Source organism: Jiangella rhizosphaerae, assembly GCF_003579925.1.
Taxonomy (GTDB): domain Bacteria; phylum Actinomycetota; class Actinomycetes; order Jiangellales; family Jiangellaceae; genus Jiangella; species Jiangella rhizosphaerae.
In genome coordinates this window covers 1-17,419 of the sequence record NZ_QUAL01000438.1, presented here as the reverse complement: position 1 = coordinate 17,419, position 17,419 = coordinate 1, and the positions used below count along the sequence as shown (strand labels likewise).

The window sequence follows — 17,419 nt, the reverse complement described above, 5'->3', positions numbered from 1 at the left end:
CACGGTGGTTGCCGGGATTGGTCTGGACCAGTAGGGTCTCGCGCAACGAACGGGGGGTGTCGAAGCGCCGATTTCGGGGAGACACGATCCGTGGACGTTCTCGAGTTCATCGCCACCAACCTGTTCAACGAGGTCTCGATCCTCATCGGCCTCATCACGGCCGTCGGGCTGCTGTTGCAGCGCAAGCCGGTCGAGGACGTCGTCGGGGGTGCGATCCGGGCGACGATCGGCATCATCATCCTGTTCATCGGCGTCGACGTGTTCGTCGGCGGGCTGGCGTCGTTCCAGGCGATCGTCTCCAGCGCCGTCGGCCTGGACCCGCCGTCGTCGAGCAACACGCTCGACGAGTTCCTCGGCACCCACGGCAGCGACGTCGCGCTGGTCATCACGCTCGGCTTCGTGGTGCACCTGGTGCTGGTCCGCGTCCTGAAGACGCGCTACGTCTACCTGACCGGCCACCTGCTGTTCTGGATGGCCGTCGTCATCACCGCGTCGCTGGTGCAGGTCTTCGGCGAGCTCGACCGCTGGCAGCTGGTGCTGGTCGGCTCGGTCGTGGCCGGCTGCTACTGGACCGTCCAGCCGCTGTTCATCGCGCCGATGATGCGCCGCGTCATCGGCTCCGACGACTGGGGCTACGGGCACACGAGCTCGTCGGTGGCCTGGCTGAGCGGAAAGCTCGCGCCGTTCGTCGGCGACCCGCGCCAGCACGACGTCGAGCAGGTGCGGCTGCCGAAGCGCCTGTCGTTCTTCAAGGACGTCACGGTCTCGACCGCGGTCGTCATCGGGCTGATCATGCTGGTCGGGCTGGCGTTCGCCGACGGCGGCGTGGTCGACGAGCAGGCCGCCGCGTACGACCCGGAGATCAACCCGTGGGTGTGGGGCGTCATCGCGGCGCTGCGCTTCGCCGCCGGCATCGCGATTCTGCTCTACGGCGTGCGGATGTTCCTGGCCGAGATCGTGCCGGCATTCACCGGCATCAGCGAGAAGGCGATCCCCGGCTCGCGGCCGGCCCTGGACGCGCCGACGATCTTCCCGGTGGCGCCGACCGCGGTCATGGTCGGCTTCGTCTCGACGACGGCGACGTTCCTCGTGCTCATGGGCGTGTTCGCCGCGGCCGGCTGGTTCGTCCTCGTGCCACCGATGATCATGCTGTTCTTCGTCGGCGCGGGCGCGGCCGTGTTCGGCAACGCGTTCGGCGGCTGGCGCGGCGCGGTGCTGGCCGGCGTCGTCACGGGCGTCTCGCTGGCGTTCGGGCAGTGGCTGGGCTGGAACCTGCTGTCCGACACCGCGCCGGAGTTGGCCACGCTGGCCGATCCCGACTGGTACCTGATGATCCTGCTGCTGCTCGGCCTGGGCGAGCTGTTCTCCGGCGTCGGCGACAACGGCGTGCTGCTGGCCGGGCTCGTCGTCGTCGCCGTCTTCGGGGTGTGGGCGTGGCTCCTCAAGCGTCTGCAGCGCCGCGAGGCCACGGCCCTGGCAGAGTCGGAGGAGCAGCCGGAAGCGTCGAGAGAACGGTGAGTATCCGATGTCGCCAGCACCGAACCGCCCGCTGACCGTCCTGACCGTCTGCGGGGTCGGCATGGGCAGCAGCCTGATCCTCAAGATGAACGCCGAGAAGGCGCTGAAGTCGCTCGGCGTCGAGGCGAAGGTCGAGCACACCGACGTGTCGTCGGCGCGCGGCATGAAGGCCGACGTCGCCATCGCGCAGGGCCTGCACACCGACGACCTCGGCTCGGTCGCGCCGGTGGTGCTCGCCATCAGCAACTTCATGGACGTGGAGGGGCTGCGCCGGCAGCTGGACGAGGCGCTGCGGGCGCAGGGCTGGTTGTCGTGACGGAGCCCGCCGCCGGCCCGGTGGTCGATGCCGTCGTCGACGTGCGGGCGGGCGACTGGCGCGGCGCCGTGCACGCGGCCTGCGCGCCGCTGGTCAGCGCCGGCGCGCTGGAGCCGCGCTACCCGGAGCGCTGCATCGCGATCGCCGAGAAGCACGGGCCGTACATGGTGCTGGCGCCCGGCATCGCGCTGGCGCACGCCCGCCCGGAGGACGGCGTGCTGCGCCTGTGCCTGTCCGCGGCCGTGCTGGCGTCGCCGGTCGAGTTCGGCCACGACCAGAACGACCCCGTCGACGTCGTGCTGGCCTTCGGCTCCCCGGACGACGCCGCGCACCTGTCGCTGCTGCAGAACCTGGCCGAGCACCTGCTCGCCGGCCTCGCCGACGAGCTACGGCTGGCGCCGGACCGCGGCTCCGCCGTGCGCGCGCTGAGCGCCGTCCGTCCCCCTGTGCAATGAGCACCAGTACACGCCACGTCGGGCCCCGCCGCGTGTGGTGCGTCGAGGTGCTCATTGCAAGCGTGCCGGCTCCTACTCCTCGATGGCGCCGCCGATGGAACGCAGGTGCTGGCGGAACGTGAGCTCCGGCTCGGTGCGGCGGCGCGCCAGATAGTCGCCGAACCGCAGCTGGTCGCGCAGCGTCGTGCCATCCCGGACGAGCTCGGCCTGCTGCCGCTCGGTGTCGCGGATCGCCGCGGCCAGCGCCGTCAGCTCCTCGGCGCGGTCGAACGGCACCACGACGACGCCGTCGTCGTCGGCGAGGATGGCGTCGGAGCGGGTCACCTCGAAGCCGGCGACCGCGGCCCGCACCAGCCCGCCGTCGGCCGGCCGCGGGTCCAGCCGCTGCGGGCCGGTCGGCAGCGCACCCAGGCTGAACACCGGCAGGCCGATGGCCCGGATGTCCGCGGTGTCGCGGTGCAGTCCCCAGACGACGACGCCCGACAGTCCGGCGGCGCGGGCCTCGAGCACGGCGAGGTCGCCGACGCACGCCTCGTCGCCGCGCCCGCCGTTGTCGACCACCAGCACGTCGCCCGGCCCCGCCGACTCGTAGGCCTCGAGGAACACGTCGACGCTGCCGACGTGGACGCACGGCAGTGCCCGGCCGGCGGCTCTCCAGCCGGGCACGACGGGTGGCAGCGACGCGCACCGGACCGGGACGCCCGCCCGCAGGCAGGCATCGGCGAGATGGGCCGTCGTCAGGTTCTCGAACATCCTCTGACTCTAGTCAGACTCAACTGGGCGCGGCAGTCACCGAAAGAGAAAAAGCTTAGTCCCTTGCACATATAACTGAAAGGGTGCACACTCGTAGCTGTAGGCCACGGGAGGTCGTCATGTCTACTCTTACGGTGACGCCGCGTCAGGAACAGCAGGCGCGCGAGCTGGTGGAGCGTGCACCCCGCCCTCAGCTGACTGCCGCAGACGAGGGAGCGACCCATGTCGTTCCGCCCGAGCTGGGGGAACTTCTGCTCCGTATCCTCAAGATCGTCGCGGAAGGTGGAACCGTGACCGTGGCGTCGCTGCCGAGTGAACTCACCACGACAGTGGCGGCCGAGCAGCTCGGCGTCTCCCGTCCCACTCTGATGAGGATGATCCGAGACGGCGAGATCCCGGCCCACAAGGTGGGTTCGCATCACCGGCTCAAGCTCACCGACGTCCAGGAGTCCCGTCGAGTGCGGCTCGAGCGCCAGCGTGCCGCATTTGAGGACCTTCGCCGGCTCGAGGCCGAGTTGAACCTCGAGTGATGATCACACGCCACTAGTCTGCGGTGGGTGATCACTCGTGCTCTGGCTGACGCGAACGTTCTGTATTCCAGGACGGTCCGCGACTGGCTGATCCTGATCCAGCAGGAGTCGGCCGAGCGCATCTACACCCTCTGCTGGACTGAGGACATCTTGGCAGAGGTCATCTACCACCTCAGACGAGACAATCCCACCGCTGATGGCGGGGTGATCACACGGCTCCACGACCGAATCGCCGATGCACTCGAGAGCGGCCGGATCACGGACTTCCGTATCGATGGATCGTTCCCCGGGTCAGATCCGAACGATCAACATGTCCATGCGGCGGCCGTCGCCGGCAAGGTCTCGTACCTCATCACGGCGGATGGTGGATTCAGATCGTCCGGCGTCGACCTGGACGACCTGCCCTACGAGGTGCACAGTCCCGCAGTTTCCTGGTGATGGTCGATGACTACTTCCCAGACCGGGTTCGAGCCGTCACCGCGAAACAGGAGCGCTACTGGGATGCCAGGCCAGGGTCGAAAAGCTTGGCCGACGCGCTGAGAGCGGCTGAGTGTCCCAACTTCGCCGAAAGAGTTCTCCAGCATCTTTGCCAGTTGCCTGCGTCGTAGCCGTCGACACAATGTGGGCTCGGCTTCGGTGATGCTCTTGAGCGCAGCTCTTCGCCGGTATCCCCGTGGGGATATCGGCGCATCTCGCGGCATGCGCGTGGCGCTCACTCCAGAACAGGCAGCCAGACCCGCATCGTCGACGGGCCGCGCGAGGCCCAGGAGTGGTAGGGCACGAGCCTGATCCGGGCTGGCGTCGCGGCCGCGTCGCGGCCGTCCGCGGCGTACGGCCAGTCGCGGTCGACGTCCGAGGCCAGCGCCCCGACGGCGAGGACCGCGCCGTCGCCGTCGGGGGTGAGCGGGGCCGCCGGGTCCACCCGGACGGCGTCGACGTCGCGGCCGGCGGGCAGGTCGACGGACTCGACGCAGAGCACGAGCGGGCCGTGCTCGGCGGCGACGGCGCCGCGCACCGCGTCGACGCGCGGGTCGGCGCGGACCCAGCGCGGGTGCAGCGGCAGCTCCAGCCGCACCTCGTCGCCGACGGCGAACGCGGCCGTCACCGAGGCGACACCCGGGCCGACCGGACGGCGTGCACCGGACGGCTCGACCAGCACGGCGCCGTCGGCGGCCCACGCGGGCACCCGCACGGACAGCGTCCACGGTGCCGGCGACGTCTCGGTGACCCGCAGCACGACGGTGCCGTCGGACGGGTAGGCGGTGCGCATCTCGAACCCCGCCGGCCGGCCGTCGGCGAGCCGCGTCGACACCACCGCGTCGGCGTACTGGTGCACCTGCAGGCCGTCGTCGTCGGCCGTGACGAGGTACGCGGCCAGGCTGGCGAACGTGCGGGCCAGGTTGTTCGGGCAGCACGAGACGTCGAACCACGGCGCTCGAACCGCCGACTCCGCCCGCGGGTGTTCCCGGTCCGCCGCCGGCAGCGGGCCGACGTGGCGGCGGTGCAGCGTGTTGACGTAGAAGAACGAGCGGCCGTCGTCCGCGGGCGACGTCGCCACCACGTTGTAGAGCGTCCGCTCGGCCAGGTCGGCGTACCGCACGTCGCCGGTCGCCAGCAGTAGGCGCCAGCTCAGCTGCACCGACGCCACCGCGGCGCAGGTCTCGGAATAGGCGCGGTCCGGCGGCAGGAAGTAGTCCTCGCCGAACGCCTCGTCCATGTGCCGCGAGCCCATGCCGCCGGTGACGTACGTGCGCCGGGCGACGGTCGCCTCCCACTGCCGCTCGATCGCCGCGAGCAGCTCGTCGTCGCCGGTCTCGACCGCGACGTCGACGGCACCCGCGGCCAGGTAGAGCGCGCGGACCGCGTGACCGTGGAACGCGTCGGCCTCCCGGACCGGCACCTCGTCCTGGAAGTACGCCCGGCCGAACTCGATGTCGGCGAGCGTGCCGTGGCCCCGGCGGTCGACGAACAGCTTCGCCTGGTCGAGGTACCGGCGCTCGCCGGTGACCCGGTACAGCTCGACCAGTGCCATCTCGATGACCGGGTGCCCGCAGAAGCCCTGGTTGCCGCCGGGCCCGAACGTGGCGCACACGTGGTCCGCGGCCCGCAGGGCGACGTCGGCCAGCGGGCTGTCGACGCCGCCGCGCAGCAGCGCGACCCCGGCCTGGATGAGGTGGCCGTAGCAGTACAGCTCGTGGCCCCACTCGAGGTCGGAGTACCGCTCGCCCTGGCCGGGGTGCCCGAACGCGGTGTTGAGGTAGCCGTCGGGCTCCTGCGCCCGCTCGATCACCTTGGACAGCTCGTCGATCGAGGCCGCCGCGGACGCGTCGCCGGTGCGGGCGACCTCCCAGGCCATGGCCTCGATGAGCTTGTAGACGTCGGAGTCGGAGAACTCGCGGCCCCGGCGGTCGCGGCCCGCCCGGCCCTCGACGACGGCGGCGAAGTTGTCGATCCAGCCGACCCGGCGCTCCCAGCTCAGGTTGTGCTCCAGCGTGGCCGTGGCGTTGACGGTCTGCCGGTGGCCCCAGAAGCCCCCGGTGATGCGCACCTCGCGCAGTCCGAGCGGGCGCAACCGGCCGGTGCTCGGCACCACGGGCCGGCCGCCGGTGTCGTCGCGGGTTCCGGCATCGGCGGTCAGGTCGGCGGGCACGATGCATTCACCTCCAGGAGGGATCGGTGGGACGGCGGGACGGGGAGAGTGTCAGCGGCGCGACCCTCATCCCTTCAGTGCTCCGGACATGAAGCCGCGCACGTAGTGCCGTTGCAGGAGGACGAAGAGGAGCAGGCAGGGCAGCGCCATGATCACGACGCCGGCCTGGGTGGCGCCGAAGTCGACGGCGCCCATCGTCTGCTGCCGCAGCGTCGCGATGGCCAGCGAGAGCGGGTACCGGGAGCTGTCGTTGATCATGAACAGCGGCGCGATGAAGTCGTTCCAGGCGTGCAGGAACGCGAACAGCCCGACGGTGATCATGCCCGGCCAGACCGCGAATACCAGCACCCGGCGCAGCACGCCGAACGTCCCGCAGCCGTCGACCAGCGCGGACTCCTCGATCTCGCGCGGGACGGCCTCGAACGAGATGCGCATCATGAACATCGAGAACGGCAGCTGGTACAGCGTCAGCACCAGCGCCAGCCCGAACAGCGAGTTCCGCAGCCCCAGCTCGCCCAGCAGCACCCACAGCGGCACCAGCAGCGTCGCGTACGGGACCATGAGGATCGCGATGATCAGCAGGAACAGCGCGTCGCGGCCGGGGAACCGGAACCGGGCGAACGCGTAGCCGCCCAGCAGCGACAGCCCCAATGTGAACACCACGGTGAGGATCGAGACGTATGCGCTGTTCCACAGGTAGGTGAGCAGCCCGGCGTCGTACTCCGTGAGCGTGCGGTAGTTGTTGAAGCCGTAGCCGTCCTGCTGCGCCGTCGCGCCGTGCGGCGAGACCGACGCGACGGCCGTCCAGATCAGCGGGACGAGGAACATGATCGCCAGTCCGCCGCCGAACACCCAGAACGACGTGTTCCCGATGGCTCGTTGCAGTCTCATCGCGGCGCCCTCTCAGTCGTCCGCGCCGCGGCGCAGGTAACGGAACTGGGCGATGTTGATGACCAGGAGCACGAGCAGCACGACGACGGACAGCGCGGCCGCCGAGCCGAGGTCGAAGCGGCGGAACGCCTCCCGGTAGATCATCATCACCACGGTGGTGGTGGAGTTGTCCGGGCCGCCGTTGGTCAGGATGAAGAACTGGTCGAAGGCCAGCAGCGACCCGGTGATCGAGATGATCAGGCACAGCGCGATCGACGGGCGCAGCAGCGGCAGCGTGATACGGAAGAACGACTGCACCTTGCTGGCCCCGTCGACGCGGGCGGCCTCGTAGACCTCGTTCGGGATCGACTGCAGCCCGACCATGAGGATCAGCATGAAGAACCCGGCGAACTTCCAGACCACCAGCACGATCGACGAGAACAGCGCCATGTTCGGCGTCCCGATCCAGCGGATCGGCTCGTCGGTGATGCCCAGCCACTCCAGGATCGGGTCGATCGGGCCGATCTGCGGGCTGTAGAACCCCCAGAACAGCAGCGACGCCGACGCCAGGCCGAGCGAGACCGGCAGGAAGTACGCCGTCCGCAGGAACCCGACGCCGCGGCGGCGCTCCTGCACCAGCAGCGCCATCCCCATCGCGAGGACGAGCAGCACCACGACGACGATGACGGTGTACTTGAGGGTGAACCCCACCGCCGGCCAGAACAGCCGGTCGTCGGCGATGCCGGCGTAGTTGTCGGGCAGGTTGATGCCCCGGCTGCCCTGGAGCAGCGGCCACTCGCTGGCCGACATCTGGCCGACGAGCAGCAGCGGGACCACGAACAGCAGCAGCACGAAGACGCCGGCCGGTGCTGCGTACATCGCTCCCTGGAAGGTCCGGGTGCGCCACCATGCCCGGGAGCTGGGGGTCGGGGGCGCCGGCGGGGCCTCGGGCTCCCGCAGGACTGGGCTGGCCAAGCGTCGGATCCTTCCTCTGGCCGGAGCGGCGGACGGGCTGGCGGACGGGGTGCCGGTGGGGCCGCGGAGGGAGCGGCCCCACCGGAGCCGGTCAGCTCTGCAGCGACGCGTCGACCGCCTCGTTGTCCTGTTCCAGCGTCGAGCCGTCGCCGAACACGTAGTTGCGCACCAGCGGCAGCCACGGGCCCTGCGGGTCGTTGAACGTCTCGCCGAACCGCATGGAGTACGGCGTGCGCCCGACACCGGCGACCTCGTTGATGGTCACCAGCCGCGGGTCCTGGTCGGAGTACTCGTTCGACGCGAGGTCCGTGCGAGCGACGACGTCGCGGTTCTGCGCGACGACCTCGACCTGCGCCTCGTCGCCGAGCGTCCAGGCGATGAAGTTCCACGCCGCGTCTGGGATCTCGCTGTTGCTGGAGATGCCGATGGCGTCACCGCCGACGAACGTCGACTCGCCGCCGTCGACGCCCGGGATCGGCGCGACGCCGGTCTCGAACGTGTCGGGCATGAGGCCGAGCGTCGTGGACGGCATCGGCATGACGCCGATGTTGCCCTCGGGGAAGACGCCGGTCCACGTCGGGCCGGCCTCGTCCTGGGTGCCGGGCGCGACGATGTCGTCCTCGACCAGGCCCTTCCACACGTCGTAGACGGCCTGGGCCTCGGGCTCGGCGAGGAACGACTCCGTGCCGTCCTCGTTCATGACGTCGGCGCCGGCGGCCCAGATGCTCGGCCACCAGGTGAACACGTAGCAGCCGCCGCAGTTGCCGCCGAAGAAGGTGCCGCTGACGTCGCCGCCGAGGGCGTCGACGGCGCGGGCGTGCTCGGCGAACTCCTGCAGCGTCGTGGGCGGCGCCTCGGGGTCGAGGCCGGCCTGCTCGTAGAGGTTCTTGTTGTAGAACAGTACTGACAGGTCCATCGTGTGCGGCACGACGTGCTTGGCGCCGTCGAGCGTGCCGACCTCGATGTGCGACTGCGCGAGGTCGTCGGCGAACGGCAGCGCGTCGATGCGCTCGGTGATGTCGAGGTACGCGCCGGCGGTGGTGAACTGCGGCACGAACACCACGTCGAGGCTCAGCACGTCGGGCAGCTCACCGGCGCCCGCGGCCGTGCCCACACGTGGCAGGTAGTCGTCGGTCGGGATGACCGTCAGCTCGACCTGGTTCTCGTGGCTGGCGTTGTAGGCGTCGACGAGGCGCTGGGACTGCGCCTCCGTGGCCGCCCTGGTCCACATCGTGATGGTGCTGCCGTCGTCGACGCCCTCGGCCAGCGACGCCGACGTGTCGCCGTCGCCGCCGGTGGTGCCGGTGTCGTCGTCACCGCCGCAGGCGCTCATCACGAGCGCCAGCACAGCAGCGGTCACGGCCGTCGTCGCCCGTGTCCTCGTACTACGTCGCATCGTCCGTCTCCCCGGTGGGACCGAATCTGGGTGGGATGCCTCCGTTGCCGGCACACCAGAGCGAAAGTGCCGAAAAGGCTTTCTGCGAACCGTAGGAGGTCGGAAGAGGCGCGTCAACCCTCTCTGGCGTGCGAGTTCACTGAACCGAAACGTCAAACGGCCGGTCACGTGCACAGATCTTGAAAACAGCTCTAGTCGGTTTCGGTGCGTTGTTGTATGGTGTGCCGAAATGCTCTCAACGGAGGCGCCACCAGCATGAACAACGCCGTGCCGTCGTCGGCCTCGCGCAAGGTGACGTTGAACGACGTCGCCCGCCTGGCCGGTGTCTCGGTCGCCACCGCGTCCAAGGCGCTCAACGGTCGCAAGCAGGTGCGCGCCGAGACCCGCGCGCGTGTCGTCGAGGCGGCCGAGCAGCTCTCGTTCTCGCCGAACGAGCTGGCCCGCAGCCTGCTGGCCGATCGCACCGGCACCGTCGGCCTGCTGACGAACGACCTCGAGGGCCGGTTCTCCATCCCCATCCTCATGGGTGCCGAGGACGCGTTCGGCGCCGACAGCGTGGCCGTCTTCCTGTGCGACGCCCGTGGTGACGCCATCCGCGAGAAGCACCACGTCCAGGCGCTGCTCAGCCGGCGGGTCGACGGCCTCATCGTGGTGGGCAGCCGCACCGACCCGCGGCCGTCGCTGGGCCGCGAGCTGCCGGTCCCGGTCGTCTACGCGTACGCGCCCTCGGAGGACCCCGAGGACCTGTCCATCGTGGTCGACAACGTCGGCGCCGGCCGCAGCGCCGTCGACCATCTCGTGTCGACCGGGCGCACCCGCATCGCCCACATCACCGGCGATCCCACCTACGGCGCCTCGCAGGAGCGCGCCGAAGGGGCGCTCGCCGCGCTCGCCGATCACGGCCTGGAGCTGGTCGGCGAGGTGCGGTTCGGGTCGTGGACCGAGAGCTGGGGCCGGGCCGCGGCGTCCATGCTGCTCGGCCAGCACCCCGGGCTCGACGCCATCCTCTGCGGCAGCGACCAGGTGGCCCGCGGCGTCATGGACGCGCTGCGGGAACACGGCCGCACCGTGCCCGACGACGTCGCGGTCATGGGCTTCGACAACTGGGAGATCTTCACCAGTGGCGCCCGTCCGGCCCTGACCAGCGTCGACATGAACTTCGAACGGCTCGGCCGGGTGGCGGCGCAGCGTCTGTTCGCCGCCATCGACGGCGAGCCACGGTCCGGGGTCGAGGCGCTGGACACCCGGGTGGTGATCCGCGGCTCGACCGTCCCCGGGTGACCTCGTGCGACGCCCGGCCGGACCTCGGCCCGGCGGCGGTGTGAACGCTAACATCGCCGCCGGTCCTCTGCAGTGTGCGTTCCAGGGACGGCCGATCGGCCGGCCCTCAGGCTCCACCGACGGAGAGGTTCGAAGATGAGCACACGTCATGCCAGACTCCGGCTGGTCGTCGCCGCACTCGGCCTCGTCGCCCTGGGCCTCGCCGGCTCGGCGACGGCAGCGGTGGCCGACGAGGAGGAGGGTGTCGACCTGTCGGTCGTCATCGACGACATCACCCCGCCCGGCCAGCTGACCCTCACGGTCGCGCCGAACGACGGCGTCGTCCTGACCGAGAACGGCTCCGATGACACCGCCCGCCAGTTCACCGGCACGCTCCCGACGGTGACGGTGAGCGACACCCGCACCCCTGAGGAGATCCCGGACGGCGCGTACTGGGCCGTCGTCGGGCAGGCCGGCGACTTCGTCAACGGCGAGCACACCATCGGCGCGGAGCACCTCGGCTGGCGGCCGCAGCTGCTGACGACGTCGCCGACCGGCAACGTCGCCGAGGGCGAGCCGGTCTCCAGCGTCATCCCCGACGGCACCGGCGCACCCGCGGTCGGTCTGGTGGGCCAGGAGCTGCTGGTCTCGACGTTCAGCGCGGAGGAGGAGACCGGCAGCTGGGACGTCACCGCCGAGCTGGCGCTGCGCACGCCGACCGACGTCGAGCCGGGCGAGTACCACTCGGTGCTGACCCTGTCGCTGTTCGACCAGTAGCGCCATGACCGGCCTCTCCCGCACGGTGACGGCGACCCTCGCGGCGGCGGTGCTCGCCGCGGCCGCGGGCGTCTCCCCGGCGAGCGCCGCCGATGCCCCCGTCACGTGGTCCGTGACGCCGGCGGACGAGTACGGCCCGGACGGCCGCCGGGTCATCGACGTCGTGCTCGAGCCGGGCGAGCGGGCCGTCGAGCACGTCGCGGTGACCAACCACTCGGCGGCGCCGGTGACGTTCTCGATCACCGCGAACGACGGCTACCTCACCGAGCGCGGCAGCTTCGACATGCTGCCGTCCGGTACGCCGCCGACGGACGGCGGCGCGTGGCTCGGCGTTCCGGAGCAGGCCACGGTCGGCGCCGGCGAGTCGGTCGTCGTCCCGGTCGAGATCGCGGTGCCCGAGACCGCCGAGCCGGGCGACCACCCGGCCGGCATCGCGGCGTCGATCCTGTCCGCCGGGTCGGAGGTGGCGGTCGAGAGCCGGGTCGGCGTGCGGGTGAACCTCACGGTCGCCGGCGAGGCCGTGGCGGCGCTGGACGCGACGATCACCGACGTCTCCTACGAGCCGTCGTGGAACCCGTTCGCGCCGGGCGACCTGGTCGTGCACTACGAGGCCGTCAACACCGGCACCGTCGCGGTGTCCGCGACGGCGACGGCGGGCGCCGGCACCGTCCTCGGGGACGTGGACGACGTCGGCGGCGGCGAGCCGCGCGAGCTGCTGCCGGGCGGCCGCGTCGAGCGGTCGGTGCGGGTGTCCGGCGTCTGGCCGCTCGGGCCGGTCGACGCCCGGCTCGCCGTCGAGCCGGTGCTGGACGAGGGCTCGACGGTCTCGGTCGCGCCGGCCGCGGTGCTGCTGACCGTGACCGCGTGGGCCCTTCCGCTCGCGCAGATCCTGCTGCTGCTCGTGCTCGTCCTGTTCGTGCTCGTCGTGCGCCGCGTGCTGCGCCGTCGCCGGGCCCGGCTGGAGGAGCTGCTCGCCCGGGCCCGGGCCGATGGCGCCGCCGAGGCCCGCTCGCGGGACCGGCTGCCCGTGACCGACGCCCACTGAAGGGGTGATCCGCTGATTCCTGCCCACCGCCGCGCAGCGGCACGCACGTCACCGGACGCGTTGTCGGCGTCCGCATTCCCTGGTTCCCCGATGGAGAGGACACGGTGATGTCGGGACGAACATTCAGACGCGCCATCGCGACCGCGACCAGCGGTGTGATGGCCTGCGGCGGCCTGGTGCTGTTACCGGGCTCCGCGTACGCGGATACGCACGTACTGCCGGGCAACGAGAGCGACGTCGGGCTCTACACCGACGGACTGACCGACACGATGGACATCGGCGACCCCACCTACCTCAACGAGGACCAGGTCGCGGCCGCGCTCGAGCCGGGCGTGCCGTACACCGCGGGGAGCATGCACCAGTCGATCTTCGAGAAGGACCTCGCCGCCGGCGGGACCGACTACTACCTCGACCGCATCCTCGGCGTGCGCGGCACCAGCGGCAACGGCGTCCTGCAGACCCGCGGCCGCACGCTGTACATGCGCGGCAACAGCAACTTCGGCGTCATGGGCTTCGCGGGCAGCGCGTACGCCGGCGGGCCGAACAACCTGGGCAACTTCTACACCGTCACGGTGCCCGGCCAGACGGTCGCCGAGGTGGGCGCCGAGCGATTCAACGCCCCGAGCCACGCGAAGGGCCGCTACACCATCGGCACGACCGGCGTGGTCGCCGAGCAGACGAAGTTCATCACCTACGACAACGTCGCGGTGACCGCGCTGACGTTCAGCAACCCGGGCGCCGAGCCCGTCACGTTCACCGTCCGCGCCGCCGCGCCGCTGGCCACCACCTCCACGGAGGCGGCCGACGAGCTGACCGGCACCCGCACGCTGACCAGCGGCGCCAACAACGGCCTGATCGACACCCCGTGGTCGCGGGTGACGATCGGCCTCAAGGCGACCGGCTTCACCCGCAACGGCACGACCCTCGACCGCGAGGTCACTGTGCCCGCGGGCGGGTCGGTCGACCTGTCCGTCGTCGGCGTGCTGTACTCCGGCGCCATGCCGGACTCGCGGACCAGCTTCTACGAGTACGCGCAGCTCGCGCCGGCCGAGGCCGCCCGCACCGCGATCACCGAGTTCAACCGCCGCTGGGCGGCCGACATCCCCTACATCGACGTGCCGAGCGCGGCCGTCGAGAAGGCGATCGTCTACCGCTGGTGGGGCGAGCGCTACAACAGCCTCGACGCGAACGAGCCGGGCTACGTCTACCAGTACCCGACCACGATCGAGGGCGTGAACCTGTACCAGAACGCCGTCGCGCTCACGCAGCCGATGCACCTGCAGGACACGAAGTGGATCCGCAACCCGTACCTCGCCTACGGGCAGATCCTCAACATCGGCGAGCTGTCCGGCTCGTCGGCGTTCCTCGACAGCCCCGGCCACACCAGCTGGAACAACCACTACTCGCAGTACCTCGGCACCGCGGGCCTGGAGGCGTACAACGTCCACGGCGGCGGCGCGGCGGTCGCCGAGCGGTTCGCCCACTACTTCGAGTGGGACGGCAAGGGCCAGCTCGAGCACTACGACGGCAACGACGACGACCTCATCGCCTACGACACCAACTACATGCCGGGCAACGACTCCGACGCGATCAGCTTCGGCTACCCGAAGGTGAACGCCGGCGCACCGGGTGCGCGGACGATCGAGCGGCCGGAGTCGGCGTACGTGTGGGGCGCGTTCGACGCGGCCCGCCAGCTCTACGAGCTCGCCGGCGTCGACCCCGCGAAGGTCACGGAGATGGGCACGACGGCCGACCAGATCCGCGAGGCGATCCTCGGCCGGCTGTGGAGCGAGGAGATGCGGATGTTCCTCGCCGGCACCTCGCACGGCGCGACGTCGGGCGGCACCCAGAACCCGCTGAGCGAGGCCGAGCGCGACCTCATCCCGGCCCGGGAGTCGAACCTCTACGACGTCTACGCGCAGAACCTCATCCCGTTCGAGGAGCACGAGACCTACGTCGACGGCTTCCGGTTCCTGCGCTACGGGGACAACTTCCCGATCTTCCCGTTCTACACGGCCAACCAGTGGGACAAGAACAAGTTCGGGATCGGCGGCTCGAACAACTTCTCCAACATCAACTTCACCGTCCAGTACCGCGCCGTCCGCTCGGCGCTGCGGCACTACGACCCCGAGCAGAAGTACGTCACGCCCGAGTACGCCGCGCGGCTGCTCGACTGGATGGCGTGGAGCATCTACCCGGGCGGTGACGCGCGGGTGGCCAACCAGGCCGAGTACTACTCGAACTGGAACCCGGCCACGCGCACGTACAACCGCAACAACCCGAACCACGTGATGCTCGGGAACATGAACTACATCTACGTCGAGGACATGGGCGGCATCCAGCCGCGGTCCGACGACGTGATCGAGCTGTGGCCGATCGACCTCGGCTACGACCACTTCATGGTCAACAACCTGCGCTACCACGGCAAGGACGTCACCATCGTGTGGGACGAGGACGGCTCCCACTACGGCCTGGGCGCGGGCTACAGCCTGTTCGTCGACGGCGAGAAGAAGGTCACCGCCGACGCGCTGGGCCGGTTCGTCTACGACCCGAACACGAACGAGATCGTGGAGTCCGACGACGGCCTGACCGTCACCGTCGTGGCCGACGCGGGCGCCGAGCTGCCGTCCGCCGTCGGCACCGCGATCGACGACGAGCGGGTGGTGTCGTACCTGCGCACCGCCGGCATCGACCTCGGCGAGGACGCGCCGAACCTCGCCGAGGGCGCCACGCTGTCGTCGTCGTTCACCCAGCAGGGCCCCCGTCCGACGTCGTGGCGGCAGTTCCACACGCCCGGCTGGAGCACCGGCTCGATGAACTACACGCCGGGCGCGATCAGCGAGACCGAGCGCCCGGTCTCGCTCGACGCCGTGACCGACGGCGTCACCGTCAACGAGCCGTACTGGGGCAACTACGGCACCACCGAGCCCGGCGGCTACGTCGAGCTCGACTTCGGCGAGCCGGTGCGGTTCGACAACGTCAAGGTGTGGTTCGTCAGCGACCGCCAGACCGGTGGTTACCGCGAGCCGCAGCGCTACACCATCCAGGTGCCCGACGGCGACGGCGGCTGGGTCACCGTTCCCGACGCGTTCAAGTCGCCGAAGATCCCCGGCGCCAAGTTCAACGAGGCGCTGTTCGACGCCGTCACGACCGACCGGGTGCGCGTGGCGTTCACCAACACCCCGTCCTTCTTTACGGCGATCTCGGAGATCCAGGTCTTCGACTCCGGCCGCGAGGTGCCCGACGTCGTCAACGACCCGCCGACGGTGACCGTCACCGTCGACCGGTCGCGCGACGGCAACCTGTCCACGACGCTCGTGGGCGCGATCACCGACGACGGCATCCCGGACACCGGCGAGCTCACCTACGGCTGGTCGACGGTGTCGAAGCCCGACGGCGCCGGCGTCATCTTCGGCGCGCCGAACGCTCTGACCACGCAGGTCACCGGCACCGTCGCGGGGACCTACGTGTTCCGGCTGACGGCGTCGGACGGCGAGCTCACCACGCAGCGCGATGTCGAGGTGCAGCTCACCGAGAAGGCGACGTCGGCCGAGTTCGGCGCGCTGGCCACGATCACCACCAGCGGCAGCGCACCGTGGGAGAACCCGCTGCGCGTCAACGAGTCGACCACGCCGGCCAGTTCGTCGCCCGGCGCGGGCAACGGCTGGGGCTCGTGGGGACAGCCGAACAACGGCACCAGCGTGGCGACCACGGCGTGGATCCAGTACGCGTGGGACTCCCCGGTGCTCATCGGGTCGACGGACATCTACTGGTACGACGACAACGGCGGCACGCGGATGCCCCGGCCCGACACGTACGTCATCGAGCACTCGGCGGACGGCCAGACCTGGACGCCCGTCACGCTCACCGGCACGTCGACGTACGCGGGCGCGCTGACCCGCAACGCGTACAACCACCTCGACTTCGAGCCGGTGACGACGAGCCACCTGCGCATCCGCATCTTCGGGGTGCAGGGCTCCGGCGCCGGGACGGGGGTGCTGCGGTGGCGGGTCAACGGCGACACCGTCAGCGAGGTGGCCGGCCCGGTCCTGATGCGGACCGTGGTCGGCGAAGTGCCGACGCTGCCGGCCGAGCTCGACGTCGAGTACTCGAGCGGTCCGCGGGGCACGCTGCCGTTCACCTGGCAGCCGATCACGCCGGAGATGGTGGCCGAGACCAACGTCGAGCCGTTCGTCGTCTACGGCACGAACACGACGTACGGCCTCATCGCCGAGGCGCGCATCTACGTGCGGCCGGAGAACTCGCAGGGCGGCATCTCGATCCAGGGCGCCCAGCAGTTCGAGCAGACCGTCGACGTCGGCGAGCTGCCGTACCTGCCGACGAAGGTGGAGGTGTCGTACAACGACGGCTCGCGCGACAACCAGGCCATCGGCGTCGACTGGGACTTCGACGAGTCCGTCGTGAACACCCCCGGCGTGTACGTCATCGAGGGCGACCTGATCCTGCCCGACTACGTGAGCGAGGCGGGCACGACGTCCACCACGCTCACGCTGACGGTGGGCGACGGGATCGCCCCGGTGGACGTGTCGGTGACCACCGAGGTGCGCTGCCTCGGGCGGCGGGCGTTCGTCGCGGTCCGGGCGACGAACGAGGACACCGTCCCGCTCGACATCACCCTCGCGACGGCGTACGGGACGCGGCCGCTGACCGGCATCGAGCCGGGCGCGTCGGCGTACCAGATGTTCGCCACCCGGGTGGCCGACCTGCCCGCCGGTGAGGTGACGGTCACCGCGACCGCCGCCGACGGCAGGCGGTCGGTGATCGTGGACGACTACCCGGCGCTCGCCTGCGGGTGAGCGGGTAGCACCACGCCGTTTCCCGGCCCTCGGGGCGCGCGACGCGCGCCCCGAGGG

General features: G+C 70.7%; 14 protein-coding genes. 9 read left to right on the top strand and 5 right to left on the bottom strand.

Annotated elements, in window-relative coordinates; all coding sequences use genetic code 11:
• Positions 1 to 90 precede the first annotated feature (90 nt).
• From DY240_RS30470 to DY240_RS30460, 3 genes are read left to right on the top strand one after another with little or no spacing between them, the layout of a single operon-like run.
• Complete coding sequence (locus tag DY240_RS30470) at positions 91 to 1,518, top strand: PTS ascorbate transporter subunit IIC (RefSeq protein ID WP_119663401.1); 1,428 nt, start codon at positions 91 to 93, stop codon at positions 1,516 to 1,518.
• Positions 1,519 to 1,525: 7 nt separating this feature from the next.
• Positions 1,526 to 1,834, top strand: a complete 309-nt coding sequence (locus DY240_RS30465) for a PTS sugar transporter subunit IIB (RefSeq protein ID WP_119663400.1) — start codon at positions 1,526 to 1,528, stop codon at positions 1,832 to 1,834.
• On the top strand, positions 1,831 to 2,289 hold the full coding sequence (locus DY240_RS30460) for a PTS sugar transporter subunit IIA (RefSeq protein ID WP_158603063.1): 459 nt from the start codon (positions 1,831 to 1,833) through the stop codon (positions 2,287 to 2,289). The genes DY240_RS30465 and DY240_RS30460 overlap by 4 nt, the downstream gene beginning before the upstream one ends.
• Before the next feature lie 72 nt (positions 2,290 to 2,361).
• On the opposite strand, the gene DY240_RS30455 is transcribed toward DY240_RS30460, so the two are convergent.
• Positions 2,362 to 3,042, bottom strand: a complete 681-nt coding sequence (locus tag DY240_RS30455; RefSeq protein WP_119663398.1) for an RraA family protein — start codon at positions 3,040 to 3,042, stop codon at positions 2,362 to 2,364.
• Between the two features lie 134 nt (positions 3,043 to 3,176).
• Here DY240_RS30455 and DY240_RS30450 point away from each other — a divergent pair, with 134 nt between their 5' ends.
• The gene (locus tag DY240_RS30450) at positions 3,177 to 3,572 is read left to right on the top strand and encodes a helix-turn-helix domain-containing protein (RefSeq protein ID WP_199702777.1); all 396 of its coding nucleotides are present in this window, start codon (positions 3,177 to 3,179) and stop codon (positions 3,570 to 3,572) included.
• 27 nt (positions 3,573 to 3,599) lie between these two features.
• Complete coding sequence (locus tag DY240_RS30445; protein ID WP_233552932.1) at positions 3,600 to 4,010, top strand: PIN domain-containing protein; 411 nt, start codon at positions 3,600 to 3,602, stop codon at positions 4,008 to 4,010.
• Positions 4,011 to 4,284: 274 nt separating this feature from the next.
• Here DY240_RS30445 and DY240_RS30440 read toward each other — a convergent pair whose 3' ends face one another.
• The 4 genes from DY240_RS30440 to DY240_RS30425 form a co-directional block, all read right to left on the bottom strand.
• Complete coding sequence (locus tag DY240_RS30440) at positions 4,285 to 6,222, bottom strand: glycoside hydrolase family 127 protein (RefSeq protein ID WP_199702775.1); 1,938 nt, start codon at positions 6,220 to 6,222, stop codon at positions 4,285 to 4,287.
• 66 nt (positions 6,223 to 6,288) lie between these two features.
• Entirely contained in the window at positions 6,289 to 7,113 is an 825-nt protein-coding gene (locus tag DY240_RS30435) for a carbohydrate ABC transporter permease (RefSeq protein ID WP_119663396.1), read from the bottom strand.
• Between the two features lie 12 nt (positions 7,114 to 7,125).
• On the bottom strand, positions 7,126 to 7,971 hold the full coding sequence (locus DY240_RS30430; protein ID WP_119663395.1) for a carbohydrate ABC transporter permease: 846 nt from the start codon (positions 7,969 to 7,971) through the stop codon (positions 7,126 to 7,128).
• 187 nt (positions 7,972 to 8,158) lie between these two features.
• Positions 8,159 to 9,463 (bottom strand): ABC transporter substrate-binding protein, encoded by a 1,305-nt coding sequence (locus DY240_RS30425; protein ID WP_119663394.1) that lies wholly within the window; start codon positions 9,461 to 9,463, stop codon positions 8,159 to 8,161.
• A gap of 255 nt (positions 9,464 to 9,718) precedes the next feature.
• Here DY240_RS30425 and DY240_RS30420 point away from each other — a divergent pair, with 255 nt between their 5' ends.
• The 4 genes from DY240_RS30420 (at position 9,719) to DY240_RS30405 (ending at position 17,362) form a co-directional block, all read left to right on the top strand.
• Complete coding sequence (locus tag DY240_RS30420) at positions 9,719 to 10,744, top strand: LacI family DNA-binding transcriptional regulator (RefSeq protein WP_119663393.1); 1,026 nt, start codon at positions 9,719 to 9,721, stop codon at positions 10,742 to 10,744.
• A gap of 135 nt (positions 10,745 to 10,879) precedes the next feature.
• Positions 10,880 to 11,500, top strand: coding sequence for a hypothetical protein (locus DY240_RS30415; protein ID WP_119663392.1), 621 nt, complete (start codon positions 10,880 to 10,882; stop codon positions 11,498 to 11,500).
• A 4-nt stretch (positions 11,501 to 11,504) separates the two neighbouring features.
• Positions 11,505 to 12,545: a hypothetical protein gene (locus tag DY240_RS30410; protein ID WP_119663391.1), complete on the top strand. Its 1,041-nt coding sequence runs from the start codon at positions 11,505 to 11,507 to the stop codon at positions 12,543 to 12,545.
• 107 nt (positions 12,546 to 12,652) lie between these two features.
• The gene (locus tag DY240_RS30405; protein WP_199702771.1) at positions 12,653 to 17,362 is read left to right on the top strand and encodes a galactose-binding domain-containing protein; all 4,710 of its coding nucleotides are present in this window, start codon (positions 12,653 to 12,655) and stop codon (positions 17,360 to 17,362) included.
• Positions 17,363 to 17,419: the final 57 nt, after the last annotated feature.